The sequence below is a fragment of the Mycolicibacterium duvalii genome, assembly GCF_010726645.1.
GTDB lineage: Bacteria > Actinomycetota > Actinomycetes > Mycobacteriales > Mycobacteriaceae > Mycobacterium > Mycobacterium duvalii.
Genome location: NZ_AP022563.1, coordinates 1,642,915 through 1,658,193 on the forward strand (window position 1 = coordinate 1,642,915; position 15,279 = coordinate 1,658,193).

At 68.5% G+C, this 15,279-nt stretch carries 10 protein-coding genes; 6 read left to right on the plus strand and 4 right to left on the minus strand.

What is annotated here, in order from left to right:
* The first annotated feature begins 45 nt into the window (after positions 1 to 45).
* The 6 genes from G6N31_RS07515 to G6N31_RS07540 all read left to right on the plus strand — a co-directional run bounded on the left by G6N31_RS07515 (position 46) and on the right by G6N31_RS07540 (position 6,825).
* Complete coding sequence (locus tag G6N31_RS07515; protein ID WP_098001413.1) at positions 46 to 639, plus strand: HdeD family acid-resistance protein; 594 nt, start codon at positions 46 to 48, stop codon at positions 637 to 639.
* Positions 640 to 719: 80 nt separating this feature from the next.
* The gene (locus G6N31_RS07520) at positions 720 to 2,177 is read left to right on the plus strand and encodes a cytochrome ubiquinol oxidase subunit I (protein WP_098001411.1); all 1,458 of its coding nucleotides are present in this window, start codon (positions 720 to 722) and stop codon (positions 2,175 to 2,177) included.
* Positions 2,178 to 2,191: 14 nt separating this feature from the next.
* The gene (gene cydB, locus G6N31_RS07525) at positions 2,192 to 3,241 is read left to right on the plus strand and encodes a cytochrome d ubiquinol oxidase subunit II (protein WP_098001409.1); all 1,050 of its coding nucleotides are present in this window, start codon (positions 2,192 to 2,194) and stop codon (positions 3,239 to 3,241) included.
* A 53-nt stretch (positions 3,242 to 3,294) separates the two neighbouring features.
* Complete coding sequence (gene cydD / locus G6N31_RS07530) at positions 3,295 to 4,857, plus strand: thiol reductant ABC exporter subunit CydD (RefSeq protein ID WP_098001407.1); 1,563 nt, start codon at positions 3,295 to 3,297, stop codon at positions 4,855 to 4,857.
* Positions 4,844 to 6,325, plus strand: a complete 1,482-nt coding sequence (locus tag G6N31_RS07535; RefSeq protein WP_098001511.1) for an ATP-binding cassette domain-containing protein — start codon at positions 4,844 to 4,846, stop codon at positions 6,323 to 6,325. Before cydD ends, G6N31_RS07535 begins: the two co-directional genes overlap by 14 nt.
* The gene (locus G6N31_RS07540; RefSeq protein ID WP_098001405.1) at positions 6,322 to 6,825 is read left to right on the plus strand and encodes a DUF4190 domain-containing protein; all 504 of its coding nucleotides are present in this window, start codon (positions 6,322 to 6,324) and stop codon (positions 6,823 to 6,825) included. Before G6N31_RS07535 ends, G6N31_RS07540 begins: the two co-directional genes overlap by 4 nt.
* On the opposite strand, the gene G6N31_RS07545 is transcribed toward G6N31_RS07540, so the two are convergent.
* From G6N31_RS07545 to gltB, 4 genes are read right to left on the minus strand one after another with little or no spacing between them, the layout of a single operon-like run.
* Positions 6,803 to 7,702 carry an acyl-CoA thioesterase II gene (locus G6N31_RS07545; RefSeq protein ID WP_098001509.1) on the minus strand — a complete coding sequence of 300 codons (900 nt, stop codon included), beginning with the start codon at positions 7,700 to 7,702 and terminating at the stop codon, positions 6,803 to 6,805. The two genes, G6N31_RS07540 and G6N31_RS07545, sit on opposite strands and share 23 nt — an antisense overlap.
* A gap of 29 nt (positions 7,703 to 7,731) precedes the next feature.
* The gene (gene pyk, locus G6N31_RS07550; protein WP_098001403.1) at positions 7,732 to 9,150 is read right to left on the minus strand and encodes a pyruvate kinase; all 1,419 of its coding nucleotides are present in this window, start codon (positions 9,148 to 9,150) and stop codon (positions 7,732 to 7,734) included.
* Positions 9,151 to 9,177: 27 nt separating this feature from the next.
* On the minus strand, positions 9,178 to 10,686 hold the full coding sequence (locus G6N31_RS07555; RefSeq protein ID WP_098001401.1) for a glutamate synthase subunit beta: 1,509 nt from the start codon (positions 10,684 to 10,686) through the stop codon (positions 9,178 to 9,180).
* The gene (gltB, locus tag G6N31_RS07560; protein ID WP_098001399.1) at positions 10,679 to 15,235 is read right to left on the minus strand and encodes a glutamate synthase large subunit; all 4,557 of its coding nucleotides are present in this window, start codon (positions 15,233 to 15,235) and stop codon (positions 10,679 to 10,681) included. Before gltB ends, G6N31_RS07555 begins: the two co-directional genes overlap by 8 nt.
* Positions 15,236 to 15,279 lie beyond the last annotated feature (44 nt).

Sequence of the window (15,279 nt, forward strand, 5' to 3'; positions counted from 1 at the left end):
GCGAAAACGGCCGACTGCCAGGCAGTATGTGTCACACTGCGCGGCATGGAAACCACTGCACCCCCCACCTTGTTGCAGCACCTGTGGAAAAACGCGCTGTTCTCCGGGATCCTCGCGGTGCTGCTCGGCGTGATGGTCCTGGTGTGGCCGGCCATCACCATCGTCGTGGCGGCGATCTTCTTCGGCGCTTACCTGTTGATCACCGGCATCAGCCAGGTGGTCTTCGCCTTCAGCCTGCACGTCTCGGCCGGCGGGCGCGTACTGCTGTTCCTCAGCGGCGCCGCCGCGTTGATCCTCGCGGTCCTGTGCTTCCGCAGCCTGCAAGAGTCGATCCTGCTGCTGGCCATCTGGATTGCCATCGGGTTCATCTTCCGCGGCGTGGCCACCGCGGTCTCGGCGATCAGCGACCCGTCCCTGCCCGGCCGGGCCTGGGAGATCTTCATCGGCGTCATCAGCCTGGTCGCCGGCGTGGTCATCCTGGCGGCCCCGTTCGAGTCGCTGGCGACGCTGACTCTGGTGGTCGGCATCTGGCTGATCGTGCTCGGGGTCTTCGAAGTGGTCTCGGCGTTCGGCATCCGCAAGGCCAGCAAGACACTGACCGACCGCCGGCAGGAGGCCACAGCCGCGGCGCCGGAGTGAGTCCTGACACGATGCACCGGCCGACGAACCGATTGCTACTACACTGTGTCGTAGTTTAGTGGACGACCTTGGAGTGGCGCATGGACGCGTTGGACGTGTCGCGGTGGCAGTTCGGAATCACCACCGTCTACCACTTCATCTTCGTGCCGCTGACCATCGGCTTGGCTCCGCTGATCGCCGCGATGCAGACGGCGTGGCATGTCACCGGCAACACGGCCTGGTACCGGCTGACCCGCTTCTTCGGCAAGCTGTTCCTGATCAACTTCGCGCTCGGTGTCGCCACCGGCATCGTCCAGGAGTTCCAGTTCGGCATGAACTGGAGCGAGTACTCGAAGTTCGTCGGTGACATCTTCGGCGCTCCACTGGCGTTCGAAGGGCTGATCGCGTTCTTCTTCGAGTCGACCTTCATCGGGCTGTGGATCTTCGGGTGGGGGCGGTTGCCGCGGGCGGTGCACCTGGCATGCATCTGGATCGTGGCCGTCGCGGTGAACGCGTCGGCGTACTTCATCATCGCGGCCAACTCGTTCATGCAGCATCCGGTCGGCGCCCGGTTCAACCCGGAGACCGGTCGCGCCGAGCTGACCGATTTCGTGGCGCTGCTGACCAACAACACCGCGATCTGGGCGTTCCTGCACGCCGTCGCCGGCGCCTTCCTGACCGCCGGCGCGTTCGTCGCCGGGGTCTCGGCGTGGTTGATGGTGCGGTCGCACCGCAGGTCCGACGCGGCCGACGCCCGAGCGCTCTACCGGCCCGCGACGATTCTCGGCAGCATGGTCGCCCTGGTGGCCGCCGCGGGCCTGTTCGTCACCGGCGACTTCCAGGGCAAGTTGATGTTCGTTCAGCAGCCCATGAAGATGGCATCGGCAGAATCGTTGTGCCACACCGAGACCGACCCGATGTTCTCGATTCTGACGGTCGGTACACACAACAACTGTGACAGCGTCACCCACCTGATCGAAGTGCCCTATGTGCTGCCGTTCCTCGCCGAGAGCCGGTTCGAGGGGGTGACGCTCGAGGGGGTGCAGGACCTGCAGCAGCAGTACCAGGAGCGGTTCGGGCCCGGCGACTACCGGCCCAACCTGTTCGTCACATACTGGTCGTTCCGCGCGATGATCGGCCTGCTGCTCGTGCCCGTGGCGTTCGCGCTGCTCAGTCTGTGGCTGACCCGCCGCGGCCGGATCCCCGATCAACGGTGGTACGGCCGATTCGGGCTCCTCACGATTCCGACGCCGTTTCTGGCGAACTCGTCGGGCTGGGTCTTCACCGAGATGGGCCGCCAGCCCTGGGTTGTGGTGCCCAACCCCACCGGTGATCAGCTGGTGCGAATGACGGTGCAGGAGGGCGTGTCCGGCCATCCCGCCGGCCTGGTGTTGTTCTCCCTGGTGATGTTCACACTGGTCTACGGCATGCTGGCGGTGGTCTGGTTCTGGCTGATGCGCCGCTACGTCGTGGAGGGCCCGCAGGAGCACGACACCGAACCCGCCCCGCCGAAGCCGCCCAGCGACGACGACGTGGCACCCCTGTCCTTCGCCTACTGAGAGGACGCGATCTCATGGGACTGCAAGAACTCTGGTTCCTGCTCATCGCCGCGCTCTTCCTCGGCTTCCTGATCCTGGAGGGATTCGATTTCGGCGTCGGCATGCTGATGGTGCCGTTCGGGGCGGTGGCCGACGGGGACAAGGACCTCAGCGAGCGGCATCGGCGTGCGGCGCTGAACACGATCGGGCCTGTCTGGGACGCCAACGAGGTCTGGCTGATCACCGCCGGCGCAGCGATGTTCGCGGCCTTTCCGGTCTGGTACGCGACCGTGTTCTCGGCTCTGTACCTGCCGCTGTTGGCGATTCTGTTCGGCATGATCGTGCGCATCGTCGGCATCGAGTGGCGGGGCAAGGTCGACGACCCCCGATGGCGGGACTGGGCCGACGTCGGCATCGCGGTCGGTTCCTGGCTGCCGGCCGTCCTGTGGGGGGTGGCGTTCGCGGTGCTGGTGCAGGGGCTGCCCATCGACGCCGACGGGCGCGTGCACGCGTCGCTGTCCGACCTCGTCAACGGCTACACCCTGCTCGGCGGACTGGCTACCGCCTCGTTGTTCGCCTTCTACGGAGCGACGTTCGTCGCGTTGAAGACGGCGGGAGCGGTGCGCGCGGACGCATTCCGGTTCGCCCGGGTGCTGTCGTTGCCGGTGATCGCGCTCGCCGGTGGCTTCGGCTTGTGGACGCAGATGGCGCACGGAAAGAACTGGACCTGGGCGGTGTTGGCCGTCGCGGTGCTGGCGCTGTTGACCGCGGTGGCGTTAATGTGGCGCCGCGGCCGCGAAGGCGTCGCGTTCGCCGCGATGGTCGTCGTGGTGGCCGCGGTGACTGTGCTGATCTTCGGTTCGCTGTACCCGTACCTGCTGCCGTCGACGCTGAACCCGGAGTGGGGCGTGTCGATCTACAACGGTTCGTCGACGCCGTACACCCTCAAGATCATGAGCTGGGCGTCGCTGACCCTGTTGCCGCTGGTGATGGGTTACCAAGCATGGACCTACTGGGTCTTCCGCAAGCGCATCACCGCCGACTCCATCCCCGCCTCGGTCGGATTGTCCAGGCGATCCTCCTGACTGGTTCCTCGCGCGCACCGATCGACCCGCGGTTGTGGCGGGTCTCATCGGCGATGCGCCGATTCCTGGCTGCCACCACCGGTTGCGGACTGCTCATCGCGGGCGCCACGATCGCCTCGGCGGTGGTGCTGGCCGGCATCGTCGCCCGCGTCATCAGCGACCCGGCGGCCCGGTCGTGGCACGCGCTGGGGCCGTCGATCCTCGTTCTGCTGGCGCTGTGGGCCGTTCGTACGGTCGCCCAGTGGCTGCAGGGTCGGCTCTCCCAGCGCGGCGCCAGCGCGGTGATAGCCGACCTCGCCGACCGCGTGCTCAGCACCGCGGCGGCGCTGCCGCCCCGCGACCTCGCCCGCCGTCGCGACGACGCCGCCGTGCTGGTCACCCGCGGACTGGACGGCCTTCGGGTGTACTTCACCACCTACCTGCCGGCGCTGTTTCTGGCTGCCGTCCTGACTCCGGCCACCGCGGCGGTGATCGCGGTGGTCGACCTGCAGGCCGCCGCGATCGTGCTGGTCGCGCTGCCGTTGATCCCGGTCTTCATGGTGCTCATCGGGCTGGCCACCGAAGACCGATCCGCGGCCGCGCTGGCGGCGATGACGACCTTGCAGGCGCGCCTTCTCGATCTGGTCGCCGGCCTCCCGACCCTGCGCGCCCTCGGCCGGGCCGAAGGCTCGGCTACCCAGATCGCCGATCTCGGTGCCGCACATCGCCGCTCGGCGATGGCGACGATGCGGATCGCGTTCCTGTCGGCGCTGGTGCTGGAGTTGCTGGCGACGCTGGGCGTAGCGTTGGTCGCGGTCAGTGTGGGGATGCGTCTGGTGTACGGCCACCTACCGTTGCAGACCGCCCTGACCGCGCTGCTGCTCGCCCCTGAAGTGTTCTGGCCGTTGCGTCGGGTCGGCGCCGCGTTCCACTCCGCGCAGGACGGCAAGACCGCCGTGCAGGCCGCGTTCTCGTTCCTCGACACCACACCTGTCGTCTCGTCGGGCACAACGGTGCTGCACGGTGCCACTCGCACCGTGCAGATCGACGTCCCCGAGGTGCTGGCGCAGCCGGGCCGGGTGACCGTCCTGACCGGCCCCAACGGTGTCGGCAAGTCCACCCTGATGCAGGCCGTCCTCGGACTGAACCCACCGCCGGCGGGGCGGATTCGGGTCAACGGAATCGACGTGGCCGAACTCGACTTGCCCCGCTGGTGGTCCGAGGTGGGGTGGCTGGCGCACCGGCCGGTCCTGATCCCCGGGACGATCCGGGAGAACCTCGAGTTGTTCGGCCCACTTGGCGACATGCACAGCGCCTGCGCGGCAGCGTGTTTCGACGAGGTCCTGGCCACGATGCCGGCGGGGATGGACACCCTCGTCGGGCGCGGTGGTGTGGGGTTGTCGCTCGGCGAGCGGCAGCGGTTGGGTCTGGCCCGGGTGCTCGGTTCGCCCGCAAGGGTGCTGCTGTTCGACGAGCCCACCGCGCACCTCGACGGGCCGACCGAGGCCCGTGTGCTGCGCGCGATCGCCGACCGGGCGGCCGGCGGTGCGACCGTGCTCGTGGTGGGGCACCGCGATCCGGTGCTGGCCATCGCCGACACCGTCGTCGACGTGAGGGGTGTCGGTGTCGCGCACTGATCCTCTTCTGCTGGCCTGGCCGCTGTTGCGGCCGCGTGCGACCCGGGTGGCACTCGCGATCACCTTCGGGGTGCTGTCGCTGGGCAGCGCCCTCGCGCTGGCCGCGGTGTCGGCGTGGCTGATCACCCGGGCCTGGCAGATGCCGCCGGTGCTGGATCTGACGGTCGCCGTGGTCGCCGTGCGCGCACTGGGGATTTCCCGGGGGCTTCTCGGGTACTGCGAGAGGCTCGCGTCACATGACACCGCGTTGCGTGCCGCGGGCTCGGCGCGTGCGCAACTTTTCGGGCGCCTGGCCACCGGACCGGCCGAGGTCGTGTTACGCCGGCACAGCGGCGATTTGGCGGCTCGGGCCGGCGCCGGTGTCGACGAACTCTCCGACGTGCTGGTGCGGGCCGTGGTGCCCATCGGGGTGGCCGCCGTTCTCGGAACGCTGGCTGTCGCGGTGATTGCACTCATCTCCCCCGCGGCAGCCGTCGTGCTGGCTCTGTGCCTCGTGCTGGCCGGCGTCGTGGCGCCGGCGGTCGCGGCACGCGCCGCGGCATCAGCTGAACAGGTTGCTGCAGCACATCATTCACAACGCGACACCGCTGCGATGCTTGCTCTGGACCACGCCCCCGAGCTGCGGGTCAGCGGGCGGCTGGCCGACGTCATCGCCGAAGCCGGCGCGCAACAACGGCGCTGGGGACAGGCGATGGACCGCGCCGCCGCGCCCGCCGCGTGGGCCGCCGCGGCGCCCACCGCGGCGATCGGGATCAGCGTGCTCGGCGCGCTGGTCGCCGGGATCGCGCTGGCCGGTACGGTGGCGCCCACCACCGTCGCCATTCTGATGTTGTTGCCGCTGTCGGCGTTCGAGGCCACCGCCGCGCTTCCGGGCGCCGCGGTGGCGCTGACCCGGGCCCGCATCGCCGGCCGGCGCCTGCTGGCGCTCCTGGAGCCCGGCGGCGCCGAAGACCGCCTCCGGCCCGTGGTGGCGCCGCTGCGGCTACGACCCGGTGAGCGCGTTGCCGTCGTCGGCCCCAGCGGGTGCGGCAAGACGACGCTGCTCATGCAGACCGAGGGGACATTCTTCGCGGAGGACGCCCACCTGTTCTCCACCACGGTCCGGGACAACCTGCTGGTCGCCCGCGGCGACGCCACCGACGCCGAGGGGCGCGACGCGCTGACCCGGGTAGGACTGGGCCGTTGGCTCGATGAGCTACCCGACGGGTTGTCGACCGTGCTGGTCGGCGGCGCGGCGGCGGTCTCGGCGGGGCAGCGCCGACGGCTGCTGCTCGCGCGGGCCCTGATCTCGCGAGCGGCCACGGTTCTGCTCGACGAACCCACCGAACACCTCGACGCGTCCGATGCCGATCGGATCCTGACCGACCTGCTCACTCCGGGCGGGCTGTTCGGCGCCGACCGCACCGTCGTGGTCGCCACTCATCATCTGCCCGAGAACCTGCCCGTGCGAGTAATCTCGCCGGTATGAGCGAACCCCCGTCACCGCCGCCGCCACCGCAGTACGGCCCGATGCCGGGAGGTTATCCGCCACCGCCGATGCCCTACGGCGGCTACCCGCCGCAGATGCCGTATGGCGGCTCGCCGCAGGGACCCAAGAACGGGCTGGGCATCGCGGCGCTGGTGTTGGCGATCGTCGGGGTGGTGCTGTGCTGGACGGTTGCGGGCGGCGTAATCCTGGGTCTGTGCGCCGTCATCATCGGTTTCGTCGCGCGGGGCCGGGTCAAACGGGGCGAAGCCACCAACGGCGGCGTGGCGATCGCGGGCATCGCACTGGGGGTCGTGGCGGTCGTTGCGGCGCTGGTGTTCATCCCGATCTACGTCGGACTCTTCGATCAGGTGGGCGGCACCGACTACATCGACTGCCTCAGCGACGCCGGGTCCGACCCGGACGCCGCGCAGCGCTGCGCGGACGAGTTCACTCAGCGCGTCGAGGACCGGTTCTCCGTCACGGTGACGCCGACCCCGTAGTCCGCGCCGGGAAGTACTTGACGATCCCCTCCTGCACGACGGTGGCCAGCAACTGTCCCGTCGAGTCGAAGAAGTGCCCGGTGCCCAGTCCGCGGGATTCGGCGGCCACCGGCGAGGTCGTTGAATAGAGCAACCATTCGTCGAACCGCACGGGGCGGTGGAACCACACCGAATGGTTGGCGGTGACCGCGAAGATCCGGTCATGACCCCAGGACAGCCCGTGGGTGGTGATGATCGAGTCGAGGACCGTGGTGTCGGACGAATACACCAGCGCCGCGGCGTGCAACACCGGATCGTCGGGCATGGCGCCGCGGGCTTTCATCCACACCCGGTTGTGGTCCAGACTCGCGCCCTTGTCCCGCATGATCCATGCCGGGTCGTTCGTGTAGCGCCATTCGATGGGGCGCAGCGCGTTGGCGAAGTGCGGCACGACTTTCTCGTAGCCGGCCAGCAGGTCGTCGATCTGCGGCAACGTCGCCGGGTCGGCGGCCGGCGGTGCCACGACGCCGTGTTCCAGCCCGCGTCCGCCGGCCAGGTAGGACACCATCGCGGTGGTCAGCAGCTGACCGTTCTGCATGATGTCGACCCGCCGATTGGCGAAGCGGCGTTCGTCGCGCAGCCGCACCACGTGGAATTCCAGGTCGAGCTGCGGATCCCCGCCGGCGATGAAGTGCACCGACAGCGCGCTGGGAGGAACCGGGTGACGCAGGCTGCGGCTGGCCGCGACGAACGCCTGGGCCATCATCTGGCCGCCGAAGGTGCGGACCGGATTCTTGCTCGGGTGCGCGCCCAGGTAGGTGTCGTCGTCGCGTTGGACCAGATCCAGGACCGCCAGCAGTTCGTCGAAGTCAGGATGGGCTGATTCGGCCTCCGACACCACCAACCTCCTCAGCGCGACCCCGGCCGCTAGACGTCATCCTCTCCGATTCGGTGTACGTGAATCAGATTGGTGGAGCCTACTGTGCCCGGCGGGGCACCCGCGACGATGACCACCAGGTCGCCCCGCTTGTAGCGGCCCATCTCCAGCATCGACTTGTCGACCTGGCGGATCATGCCGTCGGTGGTGTCGATGTGCGACACGATGAACGTCTCGGTGCCCCAGGTCAGCGCCAGCTGGCTGCGGATCTCCGGCAGGGCGGTGAACGCCAGCACCGGCAGCGGTGTGTGCAGGCGGGCCAGTCGGCGGACCGTGTCGCCGGACTGGGTGAACGCCACCAGAGCCTTGGCGTCGAGCCGCTCACCGATGTCGCGGGCCGCGTAGGAGATGACGCCGCGCTTGGTGCGCGGCACGTGGGTCAACGGCGGGGCCGCCACCGAGTTGTCTTCGACCGCCGAGATGATGCGCGCCATCGTCTTGACGGTTTCGAACGGATACTTGCCCACCGAGGTCTCTCCCGAGAGCATGACCGCGTCCGCACCGTCGAGCACGGCGTTGGCGACATCGGAGGCTTCGGCGCGGGTAGGCCGCGAGTTCTCGATCATCGACTCCAGCATCTGGGTGGCGACGATCACCGGTTTGGCGTTCTCCCTTGCCATTTGGATGGCTCGCTTCTGCACCAGCGGCACCTCTTCGAGAGGCAGCTCCACGCCCAGGTCACCGCGCGCGACCATGATCGCGTCGAAGGCCAACACGATGGCTTCCAGGTTGTCGATGGCCTCGGGCTTCTCCAGTTTGGCGATCACCGGCACCCGGCGGCCGACCCGGTCCATCACTTCGTGGACCAGTTCGACATCGGCGGGCGAACGCACGAACGACAGCGCCACCAGATCGACGCCGAGGCGCACCGCGAACTCGAGGTCGTCGATGTCCTTCTCCGACAGCGCCGGCGCCGAGACGTTCATGCCGGGCAGCGACATGCCCTTGTTGTTGCTGACCTTGCCGCCCTCGGTGACGGTGCAGACCACGTCGTTGCCGTCGATGTGCTCGACGACCAGGCTGATGTTGCCGTCGTCGACCAGGACCCGGTCACCGGGACGGGCGTCCTCGACCAATCTCTTGTAGGTCGTCGACACCCGATCGTGAGTACCGTCACAGTCCTCGACGGTGATGCGCACCGTCTCGTCGTTCGCCCAGTGGGTGGACCCGTCGGCGAACCGGCCCAGCCGGATCTTGGGTCCCTGCAGATCAGCCAGGATTCCGACGGCGTGGCCCGTGGCGTCCGAGGCGGCCCGCACCCTCTTGTAATTGGCTTCGTGATCGGAATAATCGCCGTGGCTGAAGTTGAGCCGGGCCACGTCCATCCCCGACTCCACGAGTTTGCGGACGGCCTCCTCGGAGGCCGTCGCGGGTCCAAGCGTACAGACGATCTTTCCGCGTCTAGTCACGGCTTTTGAGCATAGTCGCGTATCGGTTCAGACGACGCTCAGCGGTAGCGCACCCGGGCGGACCGGCGACGGTAGGTCGGACTCCCCCATCAAGTAGGCGTCGACGGCGTGCGCGGCGCTGCGGCCTTCGGCGATCGCCCACACGATCAGCGACGCACCGCGGTGCGCGTCGCCGCAGACGAACACCCCGGGTGCCGCGGTCTGCCAATCCTGACCGCACGGCACCGTGCCGCGCGGACCGAGCCGCACCCCGAGACCGTCGAGCAGCGGCATGTGTTCGACCCCCTCGAATCCGATGGCCAACAGGGCCAGTTCGCAAGGGATTTGCTGTGATTGACCGACCGGGATGACGCGGCGGCCGCCGCGCTCGTCACGCTCGACGCGCACCTCGGCGATCTGCACTGCCCGGACTCGGCCGTCGTCGTCGCCGACGAACCCCTGGACGGCCACCTCGTAGCGACGCTCACCACCCTCGGCATGGGCCGGCGACAGACGCGTGCTCACCACGATCGGCCAGGTCGGCCACGGTGAACGGGAGTCGTCTCGCCGTGGGGGCGGCTCGGGGTGGTAGTCCAGTTGGGTGACCGACCGGGCGCCCTGCCGGTGCGCAGTGCCCAGGCAGTCGGCGCCGGTGTCGCCGCCGCCGATGATGACGACGTGTTTTCCCGCGGCGCTGACCTGACTGGGTCCGTCGCCTTCGCATTCCCGGTTGGCGGGCACCAGATGCTCCATGGCCAGGTGCACGCCGTGGAGGTGACGTCCGTCCACCGCGGTGTCGCGGGCGCGCAGCGCGCCGACCGCGAGCACCACGGCGTCGTACTGCGTCCGCAGTCGTTCGACACCGATGTCGACGCCCACCTCGCAGTCGGTGACGAAACGCGTTCCCTCGGCGCGCATCTGGGCCAGGCGCTGGTCGAGGGCGGACTTCTCGAGCTTGTACTCGGGGATGCCGTAGCGCATCAGGCCGCCGATCCGGTCGTCGCGCTCGTAGACCGTCACGTCGTGCCCGGCTCGGGTCAGTTGTTGCGCCGCGGCCAGGCCCGCCGGACCCGAACCCACCACCGCCACCCGCTTGCCGGTGGCGATCGCGGCCGGCTGCGGTGCCACCAGGCCGTCCATCCACGCCTGGTCGGCGATGGTCTGCTCGATGCGTTTGATGGTCACGCTGCCGCCCGTGTGGTCCTCGGCGATCGAGAGCACACACGCTGATTCACACGGCGCCGGGCACAACCGTCCGGTGAACTCCGGGAAGTTGTTGGTGGCGTGCAGGCGGTCGCTGGCGGCGTCCCAACGTCCGCGGCGAACCAGGTCGTTCCACTCCGGGATCAGGTTGCCCAGCGGGCAGCCCGCCGATCCGGAATGACAAAACGGGATCCCGCAGTCCATGCAGCGGCGGGCCTGCTGGGCCACCTCGCCGGCCCGCTCGTGGGCATTCTGGCGTTGGTAGACCTCCCGCCAGTCGCCGACGCGTTCCTCGACGGGCCGCTTCGGCGCGTCGCGCCTGTCGACCTCCAGGAAGCCGTACGGGTCAGCCACGACTGGCCTCCATGATCGCGGTGTCGACGTCGCGGCCCTCGGCCTTGGCCATGCGGGTGGCCCGCAGCACCCGCTGGTAATCGCGGGGCATCACCTTGGTGAACTGTGCACTGCGCCGCGGCCAGTCGGCCAGCACCGAGGCGGCCACAGCGCTGGCGGTGTGGCGCAGATGGTCGGCCACCACCTCCCGCAACCACGACAGGTCTTCAGGTTCGAGGCGCTGCAACTCGACCATGTCGGTGTTGACCCGGCCCGGCTCCAAACCCAGCACGTAGGCGATACCGCCGGACATGCCCGCCGCCATGTTGCGGCCGACGCGGCCGAGCACGACCACCCGGCCGCCGGTCATGTATTCACAGGCGTGATCGCCGACTCCCTCGACGACGGCCAGCGCTCCGGAGTTGCGTGCGGCGAACCGTTCGCCGACGCGGCCGCGCAGATACACCTCGCCCGAGGTGGCTCCGTAGAGCAGTGTGTTGCCGGCGATCACGTTGTCTTCCGGCACGAACAGCACATCGTCCTGCGGTCTGACGATGATCTTTCCACCCGAAAGTCCCTTACCGACATAGTCGTTGGCGTCTCCGACAAGCTCCACTGTGATGCCTGGCGGGAGGAACGCGCCGAGGGACTGACCCGCCGAGCCCGTCAGCCTCACCCGGATGGTGTCCTCGGGCAGCCCTTGGGCGCCGTAGCGGCGGGTGATCTCGCTGCCCAGCAGGGTGCCCACCGTGCGGTTGACGTTGCGCACCGGCAGCTCCAGCCGCACCGGGTGGGCGTCTTCGAGTGCGCCTTCGGCCAGCTGGATCAGCGTCTGATCCAGCGCCTGGGCGAGGGCGTGGTCCTGGGCGCGCATCCGCCGCCGTGGCGAGTGCCCGGTGCCGGCCACGTCGGCCGGTAGCGCGAAGAGGGGCGACAGGTCGAGGCCCGCGCTCTTCCAGTGCGCCACGCCCGTCGCGGTGTCGAGCAGCTCGACATGCCCTACGGCTTCGTCGACGCTGCGGAAACCGAGTTCGGCCAGATACTTTCGGATGTCTTCGGCGATGAAGCGGAAGAAGTTCTCGACGAACTCCGGCTTCCCGGTGAAGCGGGAGCGCAGTTCGGGGTTCTGCGTGGCCACGCCCACCGGGCAGGTGTCGAGGTGGCAGACCCGCATCATGATGCAGCCGGACACGATCAGCGGCGCGGTGGCGAAGCCGTACTCCTCGGCACCCAGCAGCATGGCGACCATCACGTCGCGCGCCGTGCGCATGCCGCCGTCACACTGCACGGTGATGCGGTCACGCAGGCCGTTGAGCAGCAACGTCTGCTGGGTGTCGGCAAGGCCGATCTCCCACGGCGCTCCGGCGTGTTTGAGGCTCGTCAGGGGTGCGGCGCCGGTTCCGCCGTCGTAGCCGGAGATCAGGACCACGTCGGCGTGCGCCTTGGCCACACCGGCCGCAACGGTGCCGACCCCGACCGAACTGACCAGCTTGACGTGGACGCGGGCCTCGGAGTTGGCGTTCTTCAGATCGTGAATGAGCTGCGCGAGATCCTCGATCGAATAGATGTCGTGGTGCGGAGGCGGCGAGATCAGACCCACCCCGGGGGTGGAATGCCTGGTCTTGGCGATGTCGGGATACACCTTGTAGCCGGGAAGTTGTCCTCCTTCACCGGGTTTGGCGCCTTGGGCCATCTTGATCTGGATGTCGGACGCGTTGACCAGGTAGTCACTGGTGACCCCGAATCGGCCCGAGGCGACCTGCTTGACGGCGCTGCGCCGAACCGGATCGTGGAGCCTGCCGGCGTCCTCACCGCCCTCGCCGGAGTTCGACCGTCCGCCGAGGTTGTTCATCGCGATCGCCATGGTCTCGTGGGCTTCGGCCGAGATGGAGCCATAGCTCATGGCGCCGGTGTTGAACCGGGCCAGGATCGCTTCTACCGGTTCCACCTCCTCCAACGGGACCGGCGGCCGCAGGTCGGTCCTGATCTGAAACAGGCCGCGCAGGGCGCCACCGTCGCGGGCGAGCCGATTGACCTCGTCGGAGTACTTCTGGAAGACCTCGTAGCGTGCGGTGCGGGTCGAATGCTGCAGCAGGAAAACGACTTCGGGGGTGAACAGGTGCAGTTCACCTTCGCGCCGGTAGGCGTATTCGCCGCCGACCTCCAGCCGCCGGTGCACCCGTTCGGTGGGGTTCTCCGGATAGGCGCGGCGGTGACGCTTCTTGACCTCGTCGGCGACGACGTCCAGACCGATGCCGCCCAGCTGCGTCGGCGTGCCGGTGAAGTACTCCTCGATGACGTCTCTGTCGATGCCGATGGCCTCGAACACCTGGGCACCGGTGTAGGACGCGACGGTGGAGATGCCCATCTTGCTCATCACCTTCATCACGCCCTTGCCCAGCGCGTCGAGGTAGTTGCGCACCGCCGCGGCCGGTTCGATCCCGGTCAACTCCCCCTCCCGGATCAGGTCCTCGATCGTTTCGAAGGCCAGGTACGGGTTGACCGCGGCCGCACCGTAGCCGATGAGCATCGCGATGTGGTGCACCTCGCGAGCGTCGCCGGTCTCGACGACCAGGGCGACGCTGGTGCGCTGTTTGGTTCGCACCAGGTGGTGGTGCACCGCCGAAACCGCCAGCAGCGACGGGATCGGAGCCTTCCGGTGGTCGGAGTCGCGGTCTGAGATCACCAGTGTGCGAGCCCCTTTGGCGATCGCGTCGCAGGCCCGAAGCCTCAGGTCCTCCAGCGCCTCGGCCAGACCGGGACCACCGCGCTCCACGTCGTAGAGTGCGCGCACCACGGCGCAGCGCAGCCCGGGGTGATCACCGTCGTCGTTGATGTGGACGATCTTGTTCAACTCGTCGTTGTCGAGGACCGGCCGGTGCAGCACGATCTGCCGGCACGACGCCGCGCTGGGTTCGAGCAGGTTGTGTTCCGGACCCATCACCCGTGACATCGAGGTGACGACTTCTTCGCGGATCGCATCCAGCGGCGGGTTGGTCACTTGGGCGAACAGTTCGACGAAGTAGTCGTACAGCAGCTTCGGACGCTGCGACAGCACGGCGGCCGGGGTGTCGCTGCCCATGGAGCCCAGCGGCTCCGAGCCCAGCGCAGCCATCGGGGTGAGGAGCACCCGCAAGTCTTCTTCGGTGTAGCCGAAGCTGATCTGACGGCGCACCACCGATTCGTGGTTGGGGGTGATCCGCACCCGCTCGGGCAGCGACTTCAGATCCACCAGTCCCGCGTGCAGCCATTCCCCGTAGGCGTGTGCGGCGGTGAGATCCCGCTTGATCTCCTCGTCGGGCACGATGCGGCCGGCGGCGGTATCGATCAGCAGCATCCGGCCCGGCTGCAGTCGACCCTTGGTGACGATCTGCGCCGAGGGGACGTCCAGCACGCCGCTCTCGCTGGCGAGAATGACCCGGTCGTCGAGGGTTCGCCACCACCGGCCGGGCCGTAGGCCGTTGCGGTCCAACACCGCGCCGACCAGCGTGCCATCGGTGAAGGTGACACACGCGGGTCCGTCCCAGGGCTCCATCAGCGAGGCGTGGAACTGCCAGAACGCCCGCTCATCGCGGTCCATGTCGGTGTTGTTCTCCCAGGCTTCCGGGATCATCATCAGCACCGCGTGGGGCAGGCTGCGGCCGCCGAAGTGCAGCAGTTCGAGAACCTCGTCGAAGGACGCCGAGTCCGACGCTCCTGGCGTGCAGACCGGCGACAGCCGACTCAGATCACCCGGAAGGTGCGCACTGGCCAGCATCGCCTCCCGCGCGTGCATCCGGTTTCGGTTGCCCCGCACGGTGTTGATCTCGCCGTTGTGCGCGACGAACCGGAACGGATGGGCCAGCGGCCAGGACGGGAACGTGTTGGTCGAGAATCGGCTGTGCACGATCGCGATGGCGCTCACGCAGCGTTCGTCGCGCAGATCCGAAAAGTATTGCGGCAACTGCATTGTCGTGAGCATGCCCTTGTAGACCATGGTGCGACTGGACAGCGACGGGAAGTACACTCCGTGGCGCTCGGCCCGTTTGCGCAGGGGGTAGACGCGGCGGTCGAGCTCGATTCCCCCCACCTGAACGCCGTGTTGTTCGGTATCAGTGACGAAAAGTTGCGCCATGTGGGGCATACATCCCCGCGCGGTGGCGCCGACGTCCGCGCCCACCGGGTCGACTGGAAGCTCACGCCAACCGAGGACCTCCAGCCCCTCCTCGGCGGCGATGTGGTGGATCTGGTCACGCGCCGCCGCGCCGGCTCGCGGATCGGCGGGCAGGAAGCAAATGCCGGCAGCGAAGGTGTTGCCCCCGTCGGATGCGGGTTCGGGCAGGTCGAAAGCGGTGACCGCGCGCAGCAGGTCGACCGGAAGCTGGATCAGGATTCCTGAGCCGTCCCCGCTGGTGGGTTCCGAACCTGCAGCCCCGCGGTGTTCCAGGTGCTCCAGGGCGATGAGCGCGTCGGCGACGATGGAGTGCGATGGGCGGCCTCGGACGTCGGCGACCATGGCGACGCCGCAGGAGTCTGACTCGTTGGCCGGGTCGTAGAGACCCTGGGGTTCCGGCAGTGCCGAAAAAAGCATCGATGGGCTCCTCGCAGTCCTGAAGTGTGTTCAGGGACTGCACC

Bases quoted from the DNA above. Each gene is read 5' to 3' on its own strand.
- G6N31_RS07515 (WP_098001413.1), top strand. From the start codon at position 46: ATGGAAACCACTGCACCCCCCACCTTGTTGCAGCACCTGTGGAAAAAC.
- G6N31_RS07520 (WP_098001411.1), top strand. From the start codon at position 720: ATGGACGCGTTGGACGTGTCGCGGTGGCAGTTCGGAATCACCACCGTC.
- cydB (WP_098001409.1), top strand. From the start codon at position 2,192: ATGGGACTGCAAGAACTCTGGTTCCTGCTCATCGCCGCGCTCTTCCTC.
- cydD (WP_098001407.1), top strand. From the start codon at position 3,295: ATGCGCCGATTCCTGGCTGCCACCACCGGTTGCGGACTGCTCATCGCG.
- G6N31_RS07540 (WP_098001405.1), top strand. From the start codon at position 6,322: ATGAGCGAACCCCCGTCACCGCCGCCGCCACCGCAGTACGGCCCGATG.
- gltB (WP_098001399.1), bottom strand. From the start codon at position 15,235: ATGCTTTTTTCGGCACTGCCGGAACCCCAGGGTCTCTACGACCCGGCC.